Raw genomic sequence first — 18,548 nt, 5'->3', positions numbered from 1 at the left:
TAAATTAAACCTTAAATTTCTTTCAAAGTTACTAAGTGAGCTACTTTGTCAATCATTCCGCGAATAGCGGCATTGTCTTGGTGCTCAACTGTTTGGTGCATTTTACGTAGTCCAAGAGCTTCAGCGACTTTGCGTTGATTTGGTTTAGTACCAATCAGGCTTCTAGTAAGGGTAATTTCTAATTTAGTTGCCATTGTAATTTCCCCCCTTATCCTAATAGTTCTTCTACTGATTTACCACGCAATTTAGCAACGTCCTCAGCACGTTTTAATTGAGTTAATCCGTTTACTGTAGCACGAACCATGTTGATTGGTGTGTTAGATCCAAGTGATTTAGATAGAATATCAGTGATACCCGCTAATTCTAATACCGCACGAACCGGTCCACCAGCAATAACTCCTGTACCAGGTGCTGCTGGTTTAACTAGAACAGATCCAGCTCCGAAGCGACCAATAATTTGGTGAGGAGTAGTTCCTCCAACTCTTGGTACTTCTACTAAGTTCTTCTTAGCGTCTTCAACTGCTTTACGGATCGCATCTGGAACCTCTTGGGCTTTACCAGTACCAAATCCTACATGTCCATCTTTATCCCCGACAACTACTAAAGCAGTAAAACGGAAACGACGTCCACCTTTTACAACTTTAGCAACACGGTTAATCGTTACTACGCGTTCTTCAAGTTCAAGTTTGTTTGGGTCAATACCACGCATGAAATATGTCCCTCCTTCTTCTTAAAATTCTAAGCCGTTTTCACGTGCAGCTTCAGCTAACGCTTTAACACGTCCATGATATAAGTAACCGCCACGGTCGAATACAACAGATTTGATGTTTTTTTCAACAGCGCGTTTTGCAATTGTTTCACCGATTAATGTAGCAGCTTCAACGTTACCAGCTGTACCAGTAAAATCTTTATCCATAGAAGACGCACTTACGATAGTTACACCTTGTGAATCATCGATAAGTTGTGCGTATATATGTTTATTCGAACGGAATACATTTAAACGTGGACGTTCAGTAGTACCCGTGATTTTTGTACGAACACGTGCATGACGTTTTTTACGAACTTGATTTTTGTCTTGTTTCGTAATCACAGTGGTCACTCCTTTCTAATGCGAGATGCATTATTTACCTGTTTTACCTTCTTTGCGGCGTACAACTTCGCCTTCATAACGAATACCTTTACCTTTGTACGGCTCTGGTGGACGAACTTGACGAATGTTAGATGCTAAAGCACCAACGCGTTCTTTGTTAATACCGCGAACGATAATTTTTGTATTAGAAGGAACTTCAACTACTACTCCGTCTTCAGGAGTGAATTCAACTGGATGAGAGTACCCTACGTTAAGTACAAGTTTAGTTCCTTGTAGTTGTGCACGGTAACCAACCCCAACTAATTCAAGTCCACGTTCGAATCCTTGTGATACACCAGTGACCATATTTGCTAATAAAGCACGAGTTGTACCATGAACTGTACGGTGTTCTTTAGACTCTGAAGGACGTACTAAAGTAATCACATTACCTTCTTGCTCAATTTTAATATCTTGGTTAAAAGACTTTGTTAATTCACCTTTTGGTCCTTTTACTACTACTGTATTGTCAGCGTTAACTGTAACAGTAACATCTGCAGGAACCTCAATTGGTTTTTTACCTACTCGAGACATTTTGTTGCACCTCCATTCGTTTGTTGATTATTACCAAACGTAAGCTACGATTTCTCCGCCAACTTGTTTAGCGCGAGCTTCTTTATCTGTTAATAAACCATTTGAAGTAGAAACTAAAGCAATTCCTAAACCATTTAGTACTTTAGGCACTTCGTTTGTTTTAGCGTAAACGCGTAGACCAGGTTTTGAAATACGTTTCAAACCAGTAATAACGCGTTCGTCATTTTGACCATATTTTAAGAAGATACGGATGATTCCTTGTTTGCTATCTTCTACATATTCTACGTCACGTACGAAACCTTCGCGTTTTAAAATTTCAGCGATTTCCTTTTTCATGTTTGAAGCAGGAACTTCCAATTTCTCGTGACGAACCATGTTAGCATTACGAATGCGTGTAAGCATATCTGCAATTGGATCTGACATTGTCATTACATTTACCTCCTTCCCAGTTATAGGGGATTACCAGCTTGCTTTTTTAACGCCAGGAATTTGTCCCTTGTATGCAAGTTCACGGAAACAAATACGGCAAAGCTTAAATTTACGATATACAGAGTGCGGACGTCCACAACGCTCACAGCGTGTGTATTCTTGCACTTTGAACTTTGGCGTACGTTGTTGTTTAACGACCATTGATTTTTTAGCCACGTTTTCGCCTCCCTTAATTTACTTTTGGAATGGCATACCGAACTGTGTTAATAACTCACGAGCTTCTTCGTCAGAGTTCGCAGTTGTTACAATTACGATGTCCATACCGCGTACTTTCGAAACTTTATCATAATCGATTTCAGGGAAGATTAATTGCTCTTTCACTCCAAGAGTGTAGTTACCGCGACCATCAAATGCTTTTTTAGAAACACCACGGAAGTCACGTACACGTGGAAGAGAGATTGCGATTAATTTATCCAAAAAGTCATACATACGCTCTCCGCGTAGTGTAACTTTCGCACCGATTGGCATTCCTTCACGAAGACGGAAACCAGCGATCGATTTTTTAGCTTTCGTAACTACAGGTTTTTGACCTGAGATAATTTGTAATTCTTCAACAGCGGCATCAAGTGCTTTTGTATTAGATACAGCATCACCCACACCCATATTGATAACAATTTTATCAACTTTAGGTACTTGCATTACTGAGTTATATTCAAACTTGCTCATTAGAGCAGGAGAAACTTCCTTAAGATATTTTTCTTTTAGGCGGTTCATGTGTGTACCTCCCTTCTATTTACTTATTTAATGATTTCACCAGATTTTTTCGCAACACGAACCTTTTTGCCATCTTCTACTTTATAACCTACGCGAGTCGGCTCGCCAGTTTTTGGGTCGATTAACATAACATTCGAAACGTGAATTGCAGCCTCTTGGCTTACAATCCCGCCTTGCGGATTAACTTGATTTGGCTTCACATGTTTTTTGATGATGTTTACACCTTCAACTAACACTCGGTCTTTCTTAGGAAAAGAAGCTAGGATAACACCTGTTTTCCCTTTGTCTTTACCTGAGATTACCATTACTTTGTCGCCTTTTTTAACATGCATTCTGTCGCACCTCCTTGATTGGCACTTTCATGTAAATTAAAGAACTTCTGGAGCTAAAGATACGATTTTCATGAAGTTGCTGTCACGTAGTTCACGCGCAACAGGTCCGAAAATACGAGTTCCACGCGGTCCTTTATCGTCTTTGATAATAACACATGCGTTTTCATCAAATTTGATATAAGTACCGTCTTTACGGCGTACGCCGCTTTTAGTGCGAACGATTACAGCTTTAACGACGTCACCTTTCTTGACAACGCCACCTGGTGTTGCTTTCTTAACTGTACATACAACGATATCGCCGATATTAGCAGTTTTACGTCCAGTACCACCAAGTACTTTGATTGTTAAAACTTCACGTGCACCTGAGTTGTCAGCAACTTTCATACGAGTTTCTTGTTGGATCACTTAGGTAACCTCCCTTCGGAATTAATGAGTTCCGAAATTTATTATTAGATAATAACCGCTTTTTCTACAATTTCCACTAGACGGAAACGTTTTGTAGCTGATAACGGACGAGTTTCCATGATACGGACGATATCGCCGATTTGAGCTTGGTTTTGCTCATCATGAGTCTTAAATTTCTTAGAATACTTAACACGTTTACCGTATAACTTATGCTTTTTATGAGTTTCAACTAAAACAGTAATTGTTTTATCCATTTTGTCTGAAACTACACGGCCTGTGTATACTTTGCGTTGATTACGCTCAGTCATGCCTGAAAACCTCCTTTATCAGTTGTTTGCACTGATTTCTCTTTCGCGAATCACAGTTTTCATACGCGCAATCGCTTTACGTACTTCACGAATGCGAGCTGTGTTTTCTAATTGACCAGTCGCCAATTGGAAGCGAAGGTTGAAAAGCTCTTCTTTCAGTGATTTTACCTTTTGTTCTATTTCTGCAGTAGTAAGTTCACGGATGTCATTAGCTTTCATTAGATTCACCACCAATTTCTTGACGTTTAACTACTTTACATTTAACAGGAAGCTTATGTGATGCTAAGCGTAACGCTTCACGAGCGATCTCTTCAGATACACCAGCAATTTCAAACATAACTTTTCCTGGTTTTACTACAGCTACCCAACCTTCAGGAGCACCTTTACCGGATCCCATACGTACCTCTAGAGGCTTTTTCGTATATGGTTTATGTGGGAAAATTTTAATCCAAACTTTACCGCCACGTTTCATGTAACGTGTCATTGCAATACGAGCTGATTCAATTTGACGGCTTGTAATCCAGCTTGCTTCAGTTGCTTGTAAACCGAATTCACCGAATGATACTTCTTTACCGCCTTTTGCTTCACCACGCATCTTTCCGCGGTGTTCACGACGATATTTAACGCGTTTAGGCATTAACATATTATTTGCCTCCTTCCTCAGAGTTCTTCTTCACTGGAAGGACTTCACCACGATAGATCCATACTTTAACGCCTAGCTTACCATAAGTAGTGTCAGCTTCAGCATGTGCATAATCAATGTCAGCACGTAATGTATGAAGTGGTACAGTTCCTTCACTATAGTGTTCAGCACGCGCGATGTCAGCGCCGCCTAGACGTCCAGATACTTGAGTTTTAATACCTTTAGCGCCAGCACGCATTGTGCGTTGAATTGCTTGTTTTTGAGCACGACGGAAAGATACGCGGCCTTCTAATTGGCGTGCAATACTTTCTGCTACTAATTTAGCATCTAAGTCAGCTCTTTTAATTTCTACGATGTTGATGTGTACACGCTTGCCAGTGATATCGTTTAGGTTTTTACGAAGTGCTTCGACTTCAGTACCACCTTTACCGATTACCATACCTGGTTTCGCAGTGTGAATTGTAATGTTAACACGTTTAGCAGCGCGTTCGATTTCTACTGTAGAAACAGATGCATCTTTTAAACGAGTTTCAATGTGTTTACGAATTTTTAAGTCTTCGTGAAGTAGAGTTGCATAGTCTTTACCAGCGTACCATTTTGACTCCCAGTCACGAATAATACCTACTCGTAATCCTATCGGATGTACTTTTTGACCCACGAATTATCCCTCCTTCTTCTCTGATACCACTACAGTGATGTGGCTAGTACGTTTGTTAATAGCACTTGCACGACCTTGTGCACGTGGACGGAAACGTTTCAGTGTTGGACCTTCGTCAACAAAAATTTCAGAAACAACTAGGTTGTTAATATCTAAGTTATAATTGTGCTCTGCGTTTGCAACTGCAGATTTCAATACTTTCTCAACAACAGGAGATGCTGCTTTTGGAGTAAGTTGTAAAATTGCAACTGCTTCGCCGATTTGCTTACCTCTGATTAAATCAACGACTAATCTTACTTTACGAGGAGCAATGCGCACCGTTTTAGCAATAGCTTTTGCTTGTGACATTTGAATGACCTCCTCTCAAATTAGCGTCTTGTTTTCTTATCATCTGCACCATGACTTTTATAAGCGCGTGTTGGTGCGAACTCGCCTAGTTTATGACCTACCATATCTTCAGTCACGTATACAGGAACATGTTTACGTCCGTCATATACCGCGATTGTTAATCCGATAAAAGTAGGGAAAATTGTTGAACGGCGAGACCAAGTCTTAATCACTTGTTTTTTCTCAGAGTCCTTTTGTGCATCGACCTTTTTAAGTAAATGATCGTCTGCGAAAGGTCCTTTTTTCAAGCTACGACCCATGCTGAATCCTCCCTCCGTGATTGCACCACGGTCCGTTCTTTGAACCGTAGTAAAACCACATTATTTTTTACGACGACGAATGATAAGCTTGTCGGATTTGTTTTTCTTGCTACGAGTTTTGTATCCAAGAGTTGGTTTACCCCATGGAGACATAGGTGACTTACGACCGATTGGCGTACGTCCTTCACCACCACCGTGTGGGTGATCGTTCGGGTTCATTACAGATCCACGTACAGTTGGGCGTTTACCTAACCAACGAGAACGACCTGCTTTACCAATGTTTACAAGTTCATGTTGTTCATTTCCTACTTCACCGATTGTAGCGCGGCAAACTGATAGGATTAAGCGAACTTCACCAGATTGTAAACGTACGATTACGTATTTACCTTCTTTACCAAGTAATTGAGCAGATGTACCAGCAGAACGTACTAGTTGACCACCTTTACCAGGTTTCATTTCAATGTTATGGATTGTAGTCCCCATTGGAATGTTTTGTAATGGAAGAGCGTTACCTACTTTAATATCAGCTTCTGGACCTGACAATACTGTCATTCCAACTTCTAAGCCTTTAGGAGCTAGGATATAACGTTTTTCTCCATCCACATAGTTAATCAATGCGATGTTCGCAGAGCGGTTTGGATCATATTCAATAGTAGCAACACGTCCTTCAATACCATCTTTATTTCGTTTGAAATCGATGATACGGTATTGACGTTTGTGTCCACCACCATGATGACGAACAGTAATTTTACCTTGATTGTTACGGCCGCCTTTACGCTTCACAGGAGCAAGAAGTGATTTCTCAGGCTTGTCTGTTGTGATTTCAGCGTAATCTAACGATGTCATGTTACGACGTCCGTTTGTCGTTGGTTTATACTTTCTAATCGCCATTGTATTCCCTCCTTCTTGAGTATTCATTTTATTTTACAAGTTTTAGATCTCGAATAATTCGATTTCTTTGCTATCTTGAGTTAATGTAACAATCGCTTTGCGACGTTTGTTTGTATAACCACCAAATTTACCTACGCGTTTGAATTTCCCTTTATAGTTCATGATGTTCACTTTTTCAACATCTACTCCAAAGATTTCTTCAACAGCATATTTAACTTGTGTTTTGTTAGCGCGAGTGTCCACTTCGAAAGTGTACTTTTTATCTGCCATTACTTCAGAAGAACGCTCGGTAATGACCGGACGTTTAATAATATCACGTGCTTCCATTATCCAAGCACCTCCTCAACTTTTTCTACTGCAGATTTAGTTAAGACTAATTTCTCGTGTCCTACTAAATCTAATACGTTAATGCCTGTTGCAGACACAACTGTGATTCCAGGGATGTTACGTGCAGCTAATGCTACTGTTTCATCTAAATCAGCAGTTACGAATAACGCTTTTTTATCGATAGAAAGGTTAGATAACACTTTCACGAAATCTTTTGTTTTTGGTGCATCAAAAGCTAAGCCTTCTAATACTACGACACTTTCTTCACGCACTTTAGTTGAAAGAGCTGAAAGAAGAGCTAGACGACGTACTTTTTTAGGTAATTTATAGCTGTAGCTACGTGGAGTCGGACCGAATACAACACCACCACCACGCCATTGTGGAGAGCGGATCGAACCTTGACGAGCACGACCTGTTCCTTTTTGACGCCATGGTTTACGTCCACCACCAGCTACTTCAGAACGGTTTTTCACTTTGTGATTACCTTGACGAAGTGATGCGCGTTGAGCAATGATAGCTTCAAATAAAACAGATTCGTTTGGTTCAATACCGAAAACTTTGTCGTTTAACTCGATTTCCCCAACAGAAGATCCTGCTTGATTGAATAAAGATACTTTTGCCATTCCTGTTTCCTCCTTTCTTCAGAGATTATTTCGATTTAATAGCAGCTTTAACAACTACTAATGATTTACGAGAACCAGGAACATTACCTTTTACAAGTAGTAGGTTGCGTTCAGCATCCACTCTTACGATATGTAAGTTTTGGATAGTAACTACATGCCCACCCATTTGACCAGGTAATTTCTTTTGTTTAAATACGCGGTTCGGAGCAACCGGCCCCATTGAACCTGGACGACGGTGGTAACGAGATCCATGGGCCATTGGTCCACGAGATTGTCCATGACGTTTAATAACACCTTGGAAACCTTTACCTTTAGTAACACCTGTTACGTCGATTACATCGCCTTCTGCAAAACTTTCTACGTTGACTTCTTGACCAACCTCGTAATTAGCTGTATCCAAACCGCGGAATTCGCGGATGAAGCGCTTAGGAGCAGTGCTTGCTTTTGCTACGTGCCCTTTAGCTGGTTTGTTAGAAAGCTTTTCGCGCTTATCTTCAAAACCTAACTGAATAGCTTCGTAACCGTCTGTTTCAACTGTTTTCTTTTGAAGTACTACGTTTGGAGTAGCTTCAATTACAGTTACAGGGATTAAGTCACCGTTCTCAGCAAATACTTGCGTCATACCGATTTTTCTACCTAAGATTCCTTTGGTCATCCGTCACACCTCCTATAATAATTTGTTGTTTTATTTTTTTACCATTAAAGTTTGATTTCAATATCAACGCCAGATGGTAAGTCAAGCTTCATTAACGCGTCAACAGTTTGTGGTGTTGGGTTAACGATATCGATCAGACGTTTATGCGTACGCATTTCGAATTGTTCACGAGAATCTTTGTACTTGTGAACAGCACGAAGAATTGTGTACGTCGACTTCTCAGTTGGAAGTGGAATCGGACCTGATACACTTGCACCTGAACGTTTAGCAGTTTCCACAATTTTCTCAGCAGATTGATCAAGAATTCTGTGATCATACGCTTTCAAACGGATACGAATTTTTTGTTTTGCCATTATTTTCCCTCCTTCTCGCCTATTTTCTAGACATTCTCCACGAAAATTTTCCGATCACTCGCCATGGCAAAGCGGCCGGGTGTGTCGGTAACCTCTCGCTTCATCGCAGTCAAAGACCAACTACAACATTATATACAATAAAAAAAGATTCCGCAAGTGTTTTAGCGAAATTCTTTTAAAATGTTTTAACAGCACTACTTTTCTATTATATATATGTTTTTCTAAGCCGTTGTTTAGTATATAAAATTCTTGGGAGAATGGCAACTGATAAGGTTAATGAAATTTGTGGAAGATGGCCTTCCTTCTATTTAATGAAAGAAGGACATCTCTTCTATAGAGATATCCTTCTACGAGTTATAGTATAAATACAATCGCTATCCACCCAAAGAAGACGAGCGGAATGTTGTAACAAAGAAAAGTTGGGACACAAGTATCCCAAATATGATTATGCTGGCCATCTACATTCAATCCTGCAGTAGGTCCAAGTGTCGAGTCGGAAGCTGGTGAACCAGCATCACCTAAAGCTCCTGCAGTCCCTATTAAAGCAATCGTTGCTAAAGGACTTAGCCCAAGTTCCATTGCAAGTGGTACAAAGATAGCAGCAATAATAGGAATAGTTGCAAAAGAAGATCCTATTCCCATCGTTACAACTAAACCAATAACAAGCATGATTAATACTGCTATACTCACATTACCTGCCAACAGCTTAGAAGAAGCTTCGACCAAGCTCTCGACATGTCCTGTTGCATTGATAACTGACGCAAAGCCATTTGCTGTAATCATAACGAATCCAACAAAAGCCATCATGCGCATTCCTTCCGTTAATAACACATCTGCTTCTTTCCTTTTTAGTGCCCCACTAACATAAAGAACTACGATACCAGCAAGCGCACCCGCAATCATCGAGTCTGTACTCACTTGAACAAGTAGTGCCGCTAATAAAGAAATAATAGTAAAGAGGATACTTCTTCTTTTTACTTCTACTTCTAATTCACTTATTTCTACTTCCTCTTGTTTATAATTTCGTGGCTTACGGTATAAAACAAAGGCTGACATCAATCCAAATACCATTCCCAATGCAGGAAAAGCCATTGCTTTAGGAATATCACTTAATGATACCTCTAGACCAGATAGCCCCATCTGAGTAGCAACGATATCTTGATAAATCGCACCAAACCCATAGGGAAGGAACATATATGGAGTTATTAAACCAAACGCTAAAATACAGGCAATCAATCTTCGGTCTACTCGCAACATATTCAACACTTTTAAGATTGGCGGTACTAACAAAGGTATAAATGCAATATGAATGGGGATTAAGTTCTGTGAAAACACAGCCATCAATAACAACAACAAGAAGACTAGCGCTTTTACAAACCCTGTATTAGTTGAATCCCCTTTTCTTTTTACCAGCTTTAAAATTGCTATTACTAATAAGTCCGGTATTCCTGTTTTAGAAATTGCAACAGCAAATCCTCCTAGTAATCCATAACTTAGCGCTATGGTTGCTCCCGCACCTAACCCATCTGTAAATGCATCAATCGTTTCGGCAACGGATAAACCTGCCGTAAGCCCTCCTACGAGAGCACCTATTATTAACGAGAATACAACATTAATACGTAGTAAACTCAAAATTAACATCACACAAACTGCAACTAATACTGCATTCATAAAAAAACCTCACTTTCACACACTAGATTACTAATATGTGAAAGTTTAATTCTTCTTGAGCGAAATGTCAATGGAAAAAGCCTCCTTGTTTTCAAAACAAGGAGACCCAACTTTCTTATAATGATTCATTTACAACTTTTCGATAGTACCCAATTGATAAAAATGCAAAAGTAGAATATAAAATCACATAAATACTCATCGTAATTAGTAATGGTGCTACTAATTCCGTACCAAATAGCATCCACCCTGATTTAACAGCAAAGTAACTATGTGCTAATCCAATAACTAATGGAACTCCAAAGTTATATAACTGTTTTTTATAAATTCCTTTCATCAACTCATTAGTAGTAAAACCAATTTTCCTAAGCACCGTATAGGAAGCTCTCTCTTCCTCTGCTTCCGTCATTTGTTTAAAGTATAGGATGCTACCTGTAGTCATTAAAAATGCTAAGCCTAAGAAACCAGTCACAAAGATCACTAGTCCAAACATATCTAGCAACGACAATCTATACGCTTCTTGCGAGTCCATGTTCACACTGTCAATTGAACCGTTATCTTTAGACACTTCAAAATGACCATTATTCGTTGTTTCTTCATATATCGCTTGCGTCTCTTTTAGCTGCGTACTATTTTCCAAATCAATACCAACTTGTTTTTTCCATATAGTTTGCTGGCTGATCATAGAATCTTCCACAAGTTTTTCAAATTGATCATCTGTTACGACAATCGACATACCGGCCCCCGTAACATAATAGGCGAGCAATGAATCTGATTTGATTTCTTTAATTGTTATAGATTCTTCACCGTTGGAAGTTGTTAGCTGTACTGGCTTACTTTTTTCCACTTTCACTATTTCGGACATCATACTGCTATATCCTGTAATATACCCTTCTCCAGCCTTTAAAGAGAGCTCTGGCATTAGCTTTTGCATATCACTTAGCTTTGTAACGATCATTGGTCCTTTAGTTACCATACTTAATCCCGTCGGTATGTCATTAGTATATATCTCCGACGTATCGACCTCTACATTCAATAATTCGATATCTGTTTGTGTGTATTCAATTTTTTTCTTGTTTAACTGATCTATAAACGCCTCGCCTTGGCCATTCATGAGAATATAATCAAACGGTATGCTCTGTTTTGCCGATGCACCTGCTGAATAATAGGAGATATACGACAAACAAAGAATTCCCAAAGCAGTTGCAGAGATAACCGTAATTGTTGTTAACGACATAGCATTTGATTTCATTCGATGCATAATTGGTGATAAGGATAATACATCCTGTATAGATAAATGTCCTCTTTTCTGTTTTCGAATCAAGTTCAATATGAATGCTACTGAAAAACGAAAAACAAAAAACGTTCCTCCGATTGTTGCGCCTAAAATAGCAAGCATTTTATAAAAAAGCATATTTGGATTATCATTATAAAGTTCGAACAAGGTAGTAGACAAATAGTACCCATAACCGATTAATAAAAGACCTATAAAGCCAAGAAACATTTGAACTCCATTAAATCGTTTCACTTTTACGTCGGCTGTTGCATTGGCAGTAAACAATGCAAGCAATGAAACCCGTCTAATACCAATCGCTGTTTGGATCAATACTACTATCAATAACACTAGAAATACGAAAACCGTCATTTGTAGCGCCTTAACCGAAAATATTAACTGAACGAGCACATCCTTTTCTAAAATTCGTAGTAAAACCATTGCAAAAACTCTAGAGGTTAAAAAGCCAAGCCCAACACCTATCGCAAGTGCACTGATCCATAGAATCGAATTCTCTAGGACTAATAATCTTGTCACAAGACCTTTCGACATGCCTATTAGCTGATAGAGCCCAATCTCTTTACTTCTTCTTTTCATAAACAACAAATTGGCATAAAGGACAAAAAACACTACAACAAATAATAATATATACGAGGCAGCCTTTAAACCAGCTGCAACCTTTACCCCCTGTGATACATCTACTACGCTTGGATTGTATTGCAAAGTAACAAAAGAGAAGTAAAGAGTTACACTAAATATAAGTGCAAAGAAATATAAATAATAATGCTTAATATTTTTCTTCATGCTTCGGAAAACCAATTGACTAAGCGTCATAGCCATCACCACCAAGTACACTCTGCGTACTCATAATTTCTTGATAAAATCGCATCCGATCTTTCTCACCTTTATACAGTTCCGTATATAATTGACCATCCTTTAAAAATAAAACGCGTGAACAGAAGCTTGCTGCAACAGCATCATGCGTAACCATCATAATCGTTACTTTTTTATTAAGATTAATCTTCTCTAGATTACTGAGCAGAGCAGTAGCTGCTTTAGAATCTAAAGCTCCTGTTGGCTCATCGGCAAACACTACAGTGGGATTACTAATCAATGCACGGGCGGCCGATGTCCTTTGTTTTTGTCCCCCAGATATCTCATTTGGATATTTATTTGCGAGATCATCAATACCTAACGTTTTAGTAAGATCTTTGAAACGTGATTCCGCCTCTTTTTTGGAAATATTGCTTATAGAAAGTGGCAACAGTATGTTCTCCTTCACCGTTAGTGTATCTAAAAGATTGTAGTCTTGAAATATAAAGCCTAATTGTTCTCGACGGAAATTGGATAACTCCCGCTCTTTCATTGTCCGTAAATTGTGTCCATTAATTTCAATGACACCCTCAGTTGCTTTATCAATTGAAGCAAGTACATTTAGTAACGTTGTCTTTCCAGATCCAGAAGGACCCATTATGCCAACAAATTCTCCCTCTTGTACTTCCATATCTATACCTTTTAATACTTCTTGCGCCGTTGATTTTTTTCCATAAACTTTTTTTATTTTACGTCCACTCAAAATAGTCATGTATTTACCTCCTACATCGTATTACCTCTAGTGTAAAACTTTTTATCCTTTTAATCGTTCGATTTACATGACAAACAAATAAAGTAGATGACAATTTTGTCATCTACTAGCTATTTTACTCATTTCATTTTTTAAAGGAAATTGTAATGTGAACGTAGAACCTTCTTCGATTTCAGATTCTACTAATATTCGTATCCCCAATTTATCAGCTGCTTTTTTCGTTAGATATAGCCCCATTCCAGTAGAAGCAACGGTATTTCTTCCACTTGTTCCAGTAAAGGACTTTTCAAATATACGCGGTATGTCTGCCTTCGTTATTCCACTCCCAAAGTCTTTTACAGTTAAAATTGTATGGCCCTCTTCATCCTTTCCAGAAAAAATGTGAATTTCTTTATTTACATCGCTGTACTTAACTGCATTCGTTAACAGCTGACGAAGGATAAATGCAAGCCATTTTTGATCGATCAGCACTTCCTCTTGTAGGAGGTCAATTTCAAAACCAATTCCTTTTTGCATGCACCATGCTTGTAATTCTTTGATTTCTTTATGTATTAATTTTTGAAGTTTAACAGACTCCACTATATAATCCTTCTCCAAAGAAGGTAATCTTGTATGATGAAGCTGCTGATCCAACAACAAATGAATTCTGAGCCACTCAACCTCTAGTTTCTTCTGCAATGGATATTCCTTTACAGCATCAATAATGAGTTTCATACCCGTCAATGGAGTCTTCACTTCATGAATCCATGATAAAATCCGGTCATTTTCTTCTAAATGCTCTACTTTCAATTGATTCAATTCCTCGTTATTTACTAATATTAAATCTTCCATTATACTAGTAATTTTCTTTTCAAAGCCAGATTCACCTTTTGGAAGAGAGTCAAAGGTTGAACTTTCTTCTAACTCCTTATAATACCTTGTCTCTTTCTTATATCTCCACCAAATAAATATTAGTAAAGCTACAATATACACAAGATTAATATAGAGAATAGCAACGTCAAGGAAAGCGATATCTAAAGTTAATATGATGTTCAACCAAATTTGCAAACCTAGAAAAAAGAGAATCCATACTTTTCTTTCCTTTATATACAAAATGAACAAATAACTTTACACCTCTTTCGTAATTGCCATGTAACCTAATCCTTTTTTGGTTAGGATGACTTCTTTTAAACCAATCTCCTCAAGCTTCAACCGCAATCTATTCACATTGACAGATAACGTATTATCATTTACAAATCGTTCGTCATCCCAAAGCTCCCGCATTAACTCATCACGAGAGACGATAACATCCAAAGACTTTAATAAGATGCGTAATATAAAAAGTTCATTTTTCGTTAGTTCAATTGTTCTATCCTGTTTTCTTACTTCACTTTTTGCAAAGTCTATGATTGCTCCATTCCAATTACTAACATCCAGATTCTCTTCCTGATAATCATACGTCCGCCTTAATAACGCTTGCACCTTAGCAAGTAGGACATCCATATTAAATGGCTTTTGTATAAAATCGTCTGCCCCCATTTGCATAGCCATAATCATGTCCACCGGGTGATCTCTGGAAGACAGGAAAATAATCGGCACTTTAGAAATATGGCGAATTTCTCTACACCAATGGAAACCATCATAGAACGGCAACTGTATATCGATAATTACGAGATGCGGTTTTTGCTCAATAAAAACAGCCATTAATTTTTGAAAGTCGTCTGGCCGAATTACATCAAAAGACCACTGGATAAATCGCTCTTTAATCATTTCAAATATTAGTTGATCATCTTCAATCAATAAGATTTGTGTATTCAACAGCTATCACCTCTTACTATCAGTCTACACTATTTTTAAACACAAAAAAATCCATCTCGTCGTCACGAGATGGATTCTAGCTTTTAAATTATAAATTACTTAGTGATAGTAGCAACTACACCAGCGCCTACAGTACGTCCACCCTCACGGATAGAGAATTTAGTACCTTCTTCTAGAGCGATAGGTGAGATTAGAGAAACAGTCATTTCGATGTTGTCTCCAGGCATAACCATTTCTACGCCTTCTGGTAAGTTACAAACGCCTGTTACGTCAGTTGTACGGAAGTAGAACTGTGGGCGGTAGTTAGTGAAGAATGGAGTATGACGTCCACCTTCTTCTTTTGAAAGAACATAAACTTCAGCTTTGAAGTCTGTGTGTGGAGTGATTGAGCCTGGTTTAGCTAATACTTGTCCACGTTGAATTTCTTCACGAGCAACCCCACGAAGAAGAGCACCGATGTTGTCACCAGCTTCAGCATAGTCAAGAAGTTTACGGAACATTTCAACACCTGTTACAGTTGTTGATTTTGGTTCTTCAACGATACCGATGATGTCTACAACGTCACCAATTTTAACTTGTCCACGTTCAACGCGTCCAGTTGCAACTGTACCACGACCAGTGATTGAGAATACATCCTCAACTGGCATCATGAATGGTTTGTCAGTTTGACGTTCTGGAGTTGGGATATAGCTATCTACAGCGTCCATTAATTCAACGATTTTTTCTTCCCACTCTGGTTGGCCTTCAAGAGCTTTAAGAGCAGAACCTTTAATTACAGGAATGTCGTCACCTGGGAATTCGTATTCAGAAAGAAGGTCACGAATTTCCATTTCAACTAATTCAAGAAGTTCTTCGTCATCAACCATATCACATTTGTTCATGAATACAACTAGGTAAGGAACACCTACTTGACGTGAAAGAAGGATATGCTCACGAGTTTGTGGCATTGGGCCATCAGCAGCAGATACTACTAAGATACCGCCGTCCATTTGAGCTGCACCTGTGATCATGTTTTTAACATAGTCAGCATGTCCTGGGCAGTCTACGTGTGCGTAGTGACGAGTTTCAGTTTCATACTCAACGTGTGAAGTATTGATTGTGATACCGCGTTCTTTTTCTTCTGGTGCGTTGTCGATATCAGCATATGATTTAGCTGTACCACCCATTTTTTTAGAAAGAACTGTAGCGATAGCAGCAGTTAAAGTTGTTTTACCATGGTCAACGTGTCCGATTGTACCAATATTAGCATGTGTTTTTGAACGGTCAAATTTTTCTTTAGCCATTAGAGATTGCCTCCTCAGTAATTGTTTGATTTTTTATGATAAAAGCTAAGGGGCGTACGTCCCCCTATCTTTTATACACTATAGAATAGTTATAACTGAATAATGGTGAAATATCAATTATTCACCTTTATGTTTTTTAATGATTTCTTCTGAAATCGATTTTGGAACATCTTCATAGTGATCGAACACCATAGAGAATACTCCGCGTCCTTGCGTATTAGAACGTAAAGACGTTGCATATCCGAACATTTCAGCAAGTGGAACCATTGCACGTACAACTTGTGCATTACCACGAGCGTCCATACCTTCAACGCGACCACGACGAGACGTGATATCACCCATGATGTCTCCTAAATATTCTTCAGGAATAACAACTTCTACTTTCATGATTGGCTCAAGAAGCACTGGGTTTACTTTAGATACAGCATTTTTCAATGCCATAGATGCAGCAATTTTAAATGCCATCTCATTCGAGTCAACATCATGGTAAGATCCGTCGAATAATTTAGCTTTAATATCAATTAATGGGAATCCAGCAAGTACCCCATTGTCAAGTGAGTCACGAAGACCTGCTTCAACAGCTGGAATGTATTCACGTGGTACTACCCCACCAACGATAGCATTTTCAAATTCAAAACCTTTTCCTTCTTCGTTTGGAGAGAATTCAATCCAAACATGTCCAAATTGACCACGTCCACCAGATTGGCGAACAAATTTACCTTCAACTTGTGCAGAGTTACGGAAAGTTTCACGATAAGATACTTGTGGAGCACCTACGTTAGCTTCTACTTTAAACTCGCGACGCATACGGTCAACAAGGATATCAAGGTGAAGTTCACCCATACCTGCGATGATTACTTGGCCAGTTTCTTGGTCAGTGTGCACGCGGAATGTTGGATCTTCTTCAGAAAGTTTTTGTAAAGCTTGACCCATTTTATCTTGGTCAGCTTTTGTTTTTGGTTCAACAGAAAGTGAGATAACTGGTTCTGGGAATTCCATAGATTCTAGAATTACTAGAGCTTTTTCATCACATAGTGTATCACCAGTAGTTGTATCTTTTAAACCTACAGCAGCAGCGATGTCTCCAGAGTAAACTTGAGAGATCTCTTCACGCGAGTTAGCATGCATTTGTAGAATACGTCCTACACGTTCACGCTTACCTTTTGTAGAGTTTTGTACATATGAACCCGCTTGTAGGGTACCAGAATATACACGGAAGAATGTTAACTTACCAACATAAGGGTCCGTCATTACTTTAAATGCTAGAGCAGAGAATGGCTCTGAGTCATCTGAGTGACGTTCAACTTCTTCTTCAGAATCTGGATCGATCCCTTTCATAGCAGCAATATCAAGTGGTGATGGAAGGTATGCAACAACTGCGTCAAGAACTTTTTGAACACCTTTGTTTTTAAATGCAGTACCACATACTACTGGATAGAATTCTACGTTTAGGGTACCTTTACGGATACCTGAAACTAATTCCTCGTTCGTAATTTCTTCTCCACCAAGATATTTTTCCATCAAATCTTCGTCAAGTTCAGCTACCGCTTCTACTAACTTTTCACGGTATTCTTCTGCTTGAGCTTTGTATTCTTCAGGAATTTCTACTTCTTGGATATCAGTTCCTAAGTCATTACCGTACATAGTAGCTTTCATCGTTACTAAGTCAATAATTCCGCTAAACTGATCTTCAGAACCAATTGGTAACTGAATTGGATGAGCATTTGCTTGTAAACGGTCGTGAAGTGTTCCTACAGAATATAGGAAGTCAGCTCCCGTTTTATCCATTTTGTTAACGAATACAATACGTGGTACGCCATAAGTTGTAGCTTGGCGCCATACTGTTTCAGTTTGTGGTTCAACACCAGATTGTGCATCTAGTACTGTAACCGCACCATCAAGTACACGAAGTGAACGTTCAACTTCAACAGTGAAGTCTACGTGTCCAGGTGTATCGATGATATTTACACGGTGATTGTCCCAAGAAGCTGTTGTCGCAGCAGAAGTGATTGTAATACCACGTTCTTGCTCTTGCTCCATCCAGTCCATTTGAGATGCACCTTCATGAGTTTCCCCAATCTTGTGAATCTTACCAGTGTAGTATAGAATACGCTCCGTAGTAGTCGTTTTACCAGCATCAATGTGTGCCATGATCCCGATATTACGTGTTTTTTCTAAGGAGAACTCTCTAGCCATATTGTATTTCTCCTTCCAATTTCGGATTAGAGTATGATTTT

27 protein-coding genes are annotated in these 18,548 nt (G+C 38.8%); all 27 read right to left on the bottom strand.

Features of this window, described 5'->3' with window-relative positions:
- Window positions 1-11: 11 nt before the first annotated feature.
- The gene (gene rpmD / locus FS486_RS15755; protein WP_144512692.1) at window positions 12-194 is read right to left on the bottom strand and encodes a 50S ribosomal protein L30; all 183 of its coding nucleotides are present in this window, start codon (window positions 192-194) and stop codon (window positions 12-14) included.
- A 14-nt stretch (window positions 195-208) separates the two neighbouring features.
- A complete protein-coding gene (rpsE, locus tag FS486_RS15750) occupies window positions 209-709 on the bottom strand; it encodes a 30S ribosomal protein S5 (protein WP_144512690.1) in 501 nt (166 codons plus the stop codon).
- 21 nt (window positions 710-730) lie between these two features.
- Window positions 731-1,090: a 50S ribosomal protein L18 gene (gene rplR / locus FS486_RS15745; protein ID WP_142605846.1), complete on the bottom strand. Its 360-nt coding sequence runs from the start codon at window positions 1,088-1,090 to the stop codon at window positions 731-733.
- Between the two features lie 30 nt (window positions 1,091-1,120).
- On the bottom strand, window positions 1,121-1,660 hold the full coding sequence (gene rplF, locus FS486_RS15740) for a 50S ribosomal protein L6 (RefSeq protein ID WP_144512688.1): 540 nt from the start codon (window positions 1,658-1,660) through the stop codon (window positions 1,121-1,123).
- Window positions 1,661-1,690: 30 nt separating this feature from the next.
- Complete coding sequence (gene rpsH / locus FS486_RS15735; RefSeq protein WP_053591331.1) at window positions 1,691-2,089, bottom strand: 30S ribosomal protein S8; 399 nt, start codon at window positions 2,087-2,089, stop codon at window positions 1,691-1,693.
- A 30-nt stretch (window positions 2,090-2,119) separates the two neighbouring features.
- Window positions 2,120-2,305, bottom strand: a complete 186-nt coding sequence (rpsN, locus tag FS486_RS15730) for a 30S ribosomal protein S14 (protein WP_090567851.1) — start codon at window positions 2,303-2,305, stop codon at window positions 2,120-2,122.
- 18 nt (window positions 2,306-2,323) lie between these two features.
- The gene (rplE, locus tag FS486_RS15725; RefSeq protein ID WP_090567848.1) at window positions 2,324-2,863 is read right to left on the bottom strand and encodes a 50S ribosomal protein L5; all 540 of its coding nucleotides are present in this window, start codon (window positions 2,861-2,863) and stop codon (window positions 2,324-2,326) included.
- 23 nt (window positions 2,864-2,886) lie between these two features.
- The gene (rplX, locus tag FS486_RS15720) at window positions 2,887-3,195 is read right to left on the bottom strand and encodes a 50S ribosomal protein L24 (RefSeq protein WP_144512686.1); all 309 of its coding nucleotides are present in this window, start codon (window positions 3,193-3,195) and stop codon (window positions 2,887-2,889) included.
- A 36-nt stretch (window positions 3,196-3,231) separates the two neighbouring features.
- On the bottom strand, window positions 3,232-3,600 hold the full coding sequence (gene rplN / locus FS486_RS15715; RefSeq protein WP_053591327.1) for a 50S ribosomal protein L14: 369 nt from the start codon (window positions 3,598-3,600) through the stop codon (window positions 3,232-3,234).
- 44 nt (window positions 3,601-3,644) lie between these two features.
- Window positions 3,645-3,908, bottom strand: a complete 264-nt coding sequence (rpsQ, locus tag FS486_RS15710) for a 30S ribosomal protein S17 (protein WP_144512684.1) — start codon at window positions 3,906-3,908, stop codon at window positions 3,645-3,647.
- Between the two features lie 18 nt (window positions 3,909-3,926).
- Window positions 3,927-4,127: a 50S ribosomal protein L29 gene (rpmC, locus tag FS486_RS15705; RefSeq protein ID WP_053591325.1), complete on the bottom strand. Its 201-nt coding sequence runs from the start codon at window positions 4,125-4,127 to the stop codon at window positions 3,927-3,929.
- Window positions 4,117-4,551: a 50S ribosomal protein L16 gene (gene rplP / locus FS486_RS15700; protein ID WP_053591324.1), complete on the bottom strand. Its 435-nt coding sequence runs from the start codon at window positions 4,549-4,551 to the stop codon at window positions 4,117-4,119. Before rplP ends, rpmC begins: the two co-directional genes overlap by 11 nt.
- Window position 4,552: 1 nt before the next feature.
- Window positions 4,553-5,209 (bottom strand): 30S ribosomal protein S3, encoded by a 657-nt coding sequence (gene rpsC, locus FS486_RS15695; RefSeq protein ID WP_144512683.1) that lies wholly within the window; start codon window positions 5,207-5,209, stop codon window positions 4,553-4,555.
- 3 nt (window positions 5,210-5,212) lie between these two features.
- Entirely contained in the window at window positions 5,213-5,557 is a 345-nt protein-coding gene (gene rplV / locus FS486_RS15690; RefSeq protein ID WP_144512681.1) for a 50S ribosomal protein L22, read from the bottom strand.
- 20 nt (window positions 5,558-5,577) lie between these two features.
- A complete protein-coding gene (rpsS, locus tag FS486_RS15685; RefSeq protein WP_090567829.1) occupies window positions 5,578-5,856 on the bottom strand; it encodes a 30S ribosomal protein S19 in 279 nt (92 codons plus the stop codon).
- 60 nt (window positions 5,857-5,916) lie between these two features.
- Window positions 5,917-6,747, bottom strand: a complete 831-nt coding sequence (rplB, locus tag FS486_RS15680; RefSeq protein WP_144512679.1) for a 50S ribosomal protein L2 — start codon at window positions 6,745-6,747, stop codon at window positions 5,917-5,919.
- 42 nt (window positions 6,748-6,789) lie between these two features.
- On the bottom strand, window positions 6,790-7,074 hold the full coding sequence (gene rplW / locus FS486_RS15675; protein WP_144512677.1) for a 50S ribosomal protein L23: 285 nt from the start codon (window positions 7,072-7,074) through the stop codon (window positions 6,790-6,792).
- On the bottom strand, window positions 7,074-7,697 hold the full coding sequence (gene rplD, locus FS486_RS15670) for a 50S ribosomal protein L4 (RefSeq protein WP_144512676.1): 624 nt from the start codon (window positions 7,695-7,697) through the stop codon (window positions 7,074-7,076). The genes rplW and rplD overlap by 1 nt, the downstream gene beginning before the upstream one ends.
- Before the next feature lie 25 nt (window positions 7,698-7,722).
- Window positions 7,723-8,352, bottom strand: coding sequence for a 50S ribosomal protein L3 (rplC, locus tag FS486_RS15665; protein ID WP_142538190.1), 630 nt, complete (start codon window positions 8,350-8,352; stop codon window positions 7,723-7,725).
- Window positions 8,353-8,396: 44 nt separating this feature from the next.
- Window positions 8,397-8,705 carry a 30S ribosomal protein S10 gene (rpsJ, locus tag FS486_RS15660; protein ID WP_093274779.1) on the bottom strand — a complete coding sequence of 103 codons (309 nt, stop codon included), beginning with the start codon at window positions 8,703-8,705 and terminating at the stop codon, window positions 8,397-8,399.
- Between the two features lie 354 nt (window positions 8,706-9,059).
- Window positions 9,060-10,376 carry a Na+/H+ antiporter family protein gene (locus tag FS486_RS15655; protein ID WP_144512673.1) on the bottom strand — a complete coding sequence of 439 codons (1,317 nt, stop codon included), beginning with the start codon at window positions 10,374-10,376 and terminating at the stop codon, window positions 9,060-9,062.
- Window positions 10,377-10,491: 115 nt separating this feature from the next.
- Complete coding sequence (locus FS486_RS15650; protein WP_144512671.1) at window positions 10,492-12,480, bottom strand: FtsX-like permease family protein; 1,989 nt, start codon at window positions 12,478-12,480, stop codon at window positions 10,492-10,494.
- Window positions 12,470-13,231 carry an ABC transporter ATP-binding protein gene (locus FS486_RS15645; RefSeq protein WP_144512669.1) on the bottom strand — a complete coding sequence of 254 codons (762 nt, stop codon included), beginning with the start codon at window positions 13,229-13,231 and terminating at the stop codon, window positions 12,470-12,472. The genes FS486_RS15650 and FS486_RS15645 overlap by 11 nt, the downstream gene beginning before the upstream one ends.
- Before the next feature lie 99 nt (window positions 13,232-13,330).
- Window positions 13,331-14,332, bottom strand: coding sequence for a sensor histidine kinase (locus tag FS486_RS15640; protein ID WP_144512668.1), 1,002 nt, complete (start codon window positions 14,330-14,332; stop codon window positions 13,331-13,333).
- Window positions 14,333-14,338: 6 nt separating this feature from the next.
- Window positions 14,339-15,028 (bottom strand): response regulator transcription factor, encoded by a 690-nt coding sequence (locus FS486_RS15635; RefSeq protein ID WP_144512666.1) that lies wholly within the window; start codon window positions 15,026-15,028, stop codon window positions 14,339-14,341.
- Window positions 15,029-15,123: 95 nt separating this feature from the next.
- Window positions 15,124-16,311 carry an elongation factor Tu gene (tuf, locus tag FS486_RS15630; protein WP_144512664.1) on the bottom strand — a complete coding sequence of 396 codons (1,188 nt, stop codon included), beginning with the start codon at window positions 16,309-16,311 and terminating at the stop codon, window positions 15,124-15,126.
- A gap of 117 nt (window positions 16,312-16,428) precedes the next feature.
- On the bottom strand, window positions 16,429-18,507 hold the full coding sequence (gene fusA / locus FS486_RS15625; RefSeq protein WP_144512662.1) for an elongation factor G: 2,079 nt from the start codon (window positions 18,505-18,507) through the stop codon (window positions 16,429-16,431).
- Window positions 18,508-18,548: the final 41 nt, after the last annotated feature.

The organism is Bacillus sp. FJAT-22090 (assembly GCF_007676755.1).
In the GTDB taxonomy this organism is placed as follows: domain Bacteria; phylum Bacillota; class Bacilli; order Bacillales_A; family Planococcaceae; genus Psychrobacillus.
The sequence above is the reverse complement of the archived record's forward strand: the minus strand, read 5'-3'. Positions and strand labels throughout refer to the sequence as shown.

Bases quoted from the DNA above. Each gene is read 5' to 3' on its own strand.
- rpmD (WP_144512692.1), bottom strand. From the start codon at position 194: ATGGCAACTAAATTAGAAATTACCCTTACTAGAAGCCTGATTGGTACT.
- rpsE (WP_144512690.1), bottom strand. From the start codon at position 709: ATGCGTGGTATTGACCCAAACAAACTTGAACTTGAAGAACGCGTAGTA.
- rplF (WP_144512688.1), bottom strand. From the start codon at position 1,660: ATGTCTCGAGTAGGTAAAAAACCAATTGAGGTTCCTGCAGATGTTACT.
- rpsH (WP_053591331.1), bottom strand. From the start codon at position 2,089: ATGACAATGTCAGATCCAATTGCAGATATGCTTACACGCATTCGTAAT.
- rplE (WP_090567848.1), bottom strand. From the start codon at position 2,863: ATGAACCGCCTAAAAGAAAAATATCTTAAGGAAGTTTCTCCTGCTCTA.
- rplX (WP_144512686.1), bottom strand. From the start codon at position 3,195: ATGCATGTTAAAAAAGGCGACAAAGTAATGGTAATCTCAGGTAAAGAC.
- rpsQ (WP_144512684.1), bottom strand. From the start codon at position 3,908: ATGACTGAGCGTAATCAACGCAAAGTATACACAGGCCGTGTAGTTTCA.
- rpmC (WP_053591325.1), bottom strand. From the start codon at position 4,127: ATGAAAGCTAATGACATCCGTGAACTTACTACTGCAGAAATAGAACAA.
- rplP (WP_053591324.1), bottom strand. From the start codon at position 4,551: ATGTTAATGCCTAAACGCGTTAAATATCGTCGTGAACACCGCGGAAAG.
- rplV (WP_144512681.1), bottom strand. From the start codon at position 5,557: ATGTCACAAGCAAAAGCTATTGCTAAAACGGTGCGCATTGCTCCTCGT.
- rpsS (WP_090567829.1), bottom strand. From the start codon at position 5,856: ATGGGTCGTAGCTTGAAAAAAGGACCTTTCGCAGACGATCATTTACTT.
- rplB (WP_144512679.1), bottom strand. From the start codon at position 6,747: ATGGCGATTAGAAAGTATAAACCAACGACAAACGGACGTCGTAACATG.
- rplW (WP_144512677.1), bottom strand. From the start codon at position 7,074: ATGGAAGCACGTGATATTATTAAACGTCCGGTCATTACCGAGCGTTCT.
- rplD (WP_144512676.1), bottom strand. From the start codon at position 7,697: ATGGCAAAAGTATCTTTATTCAATCAAGCAGGATCTTCTGTTGGGGAA.
- rplC (WP_142538190.1), bottom strand. From the start codon at position 8,352: ATGACCAAAGGAATCTTAGGTAGAAAAATCGGTATGACGCAAGTATTT.
- rpsJ (WP_093274779.1), bottom strand. From the start codon at position 8,705: ATGGCAAAACAAAAAATTCGTATCCGTTTGAAAGCGTATGATCACAGA.
- FS486_RS15655 (WP_144512673.1), bottom strand. From the start codon at position 10,376: ATGAATGCAGTATTAGTTGCAGTTTGTGTGATGTTAATTTTGAGTTTA.
- FS486_RS15650 (WP_144512671.1), bottom strand. From the start codon at position 12,480: ATGACGCTTAGTCAATTGGTTTTCCGAAGCATGAAGAAAAATATTAAG.
- FS486_RS15645 (WP_144512669.1), bottom strand. From the start codon at position 13,231: ATGACTATTTTGAGTGGACGTAAAATAAAAAAAGTTTATGGAAAAAAA.
- tuf (WP_144512664.1), bottom strand. From the start codon at position 16,311: ATGGCTAAAGAAAAATTTGACCGTTCAAAAACACATGCTAATATTGGT.
- fusA (WP_144512662.1), bottom strand. From the start codon at position 18,507: ATGGCTAGAGAGTTCTCCTTAGAAAAAACACGTAATATCGGGATCATG.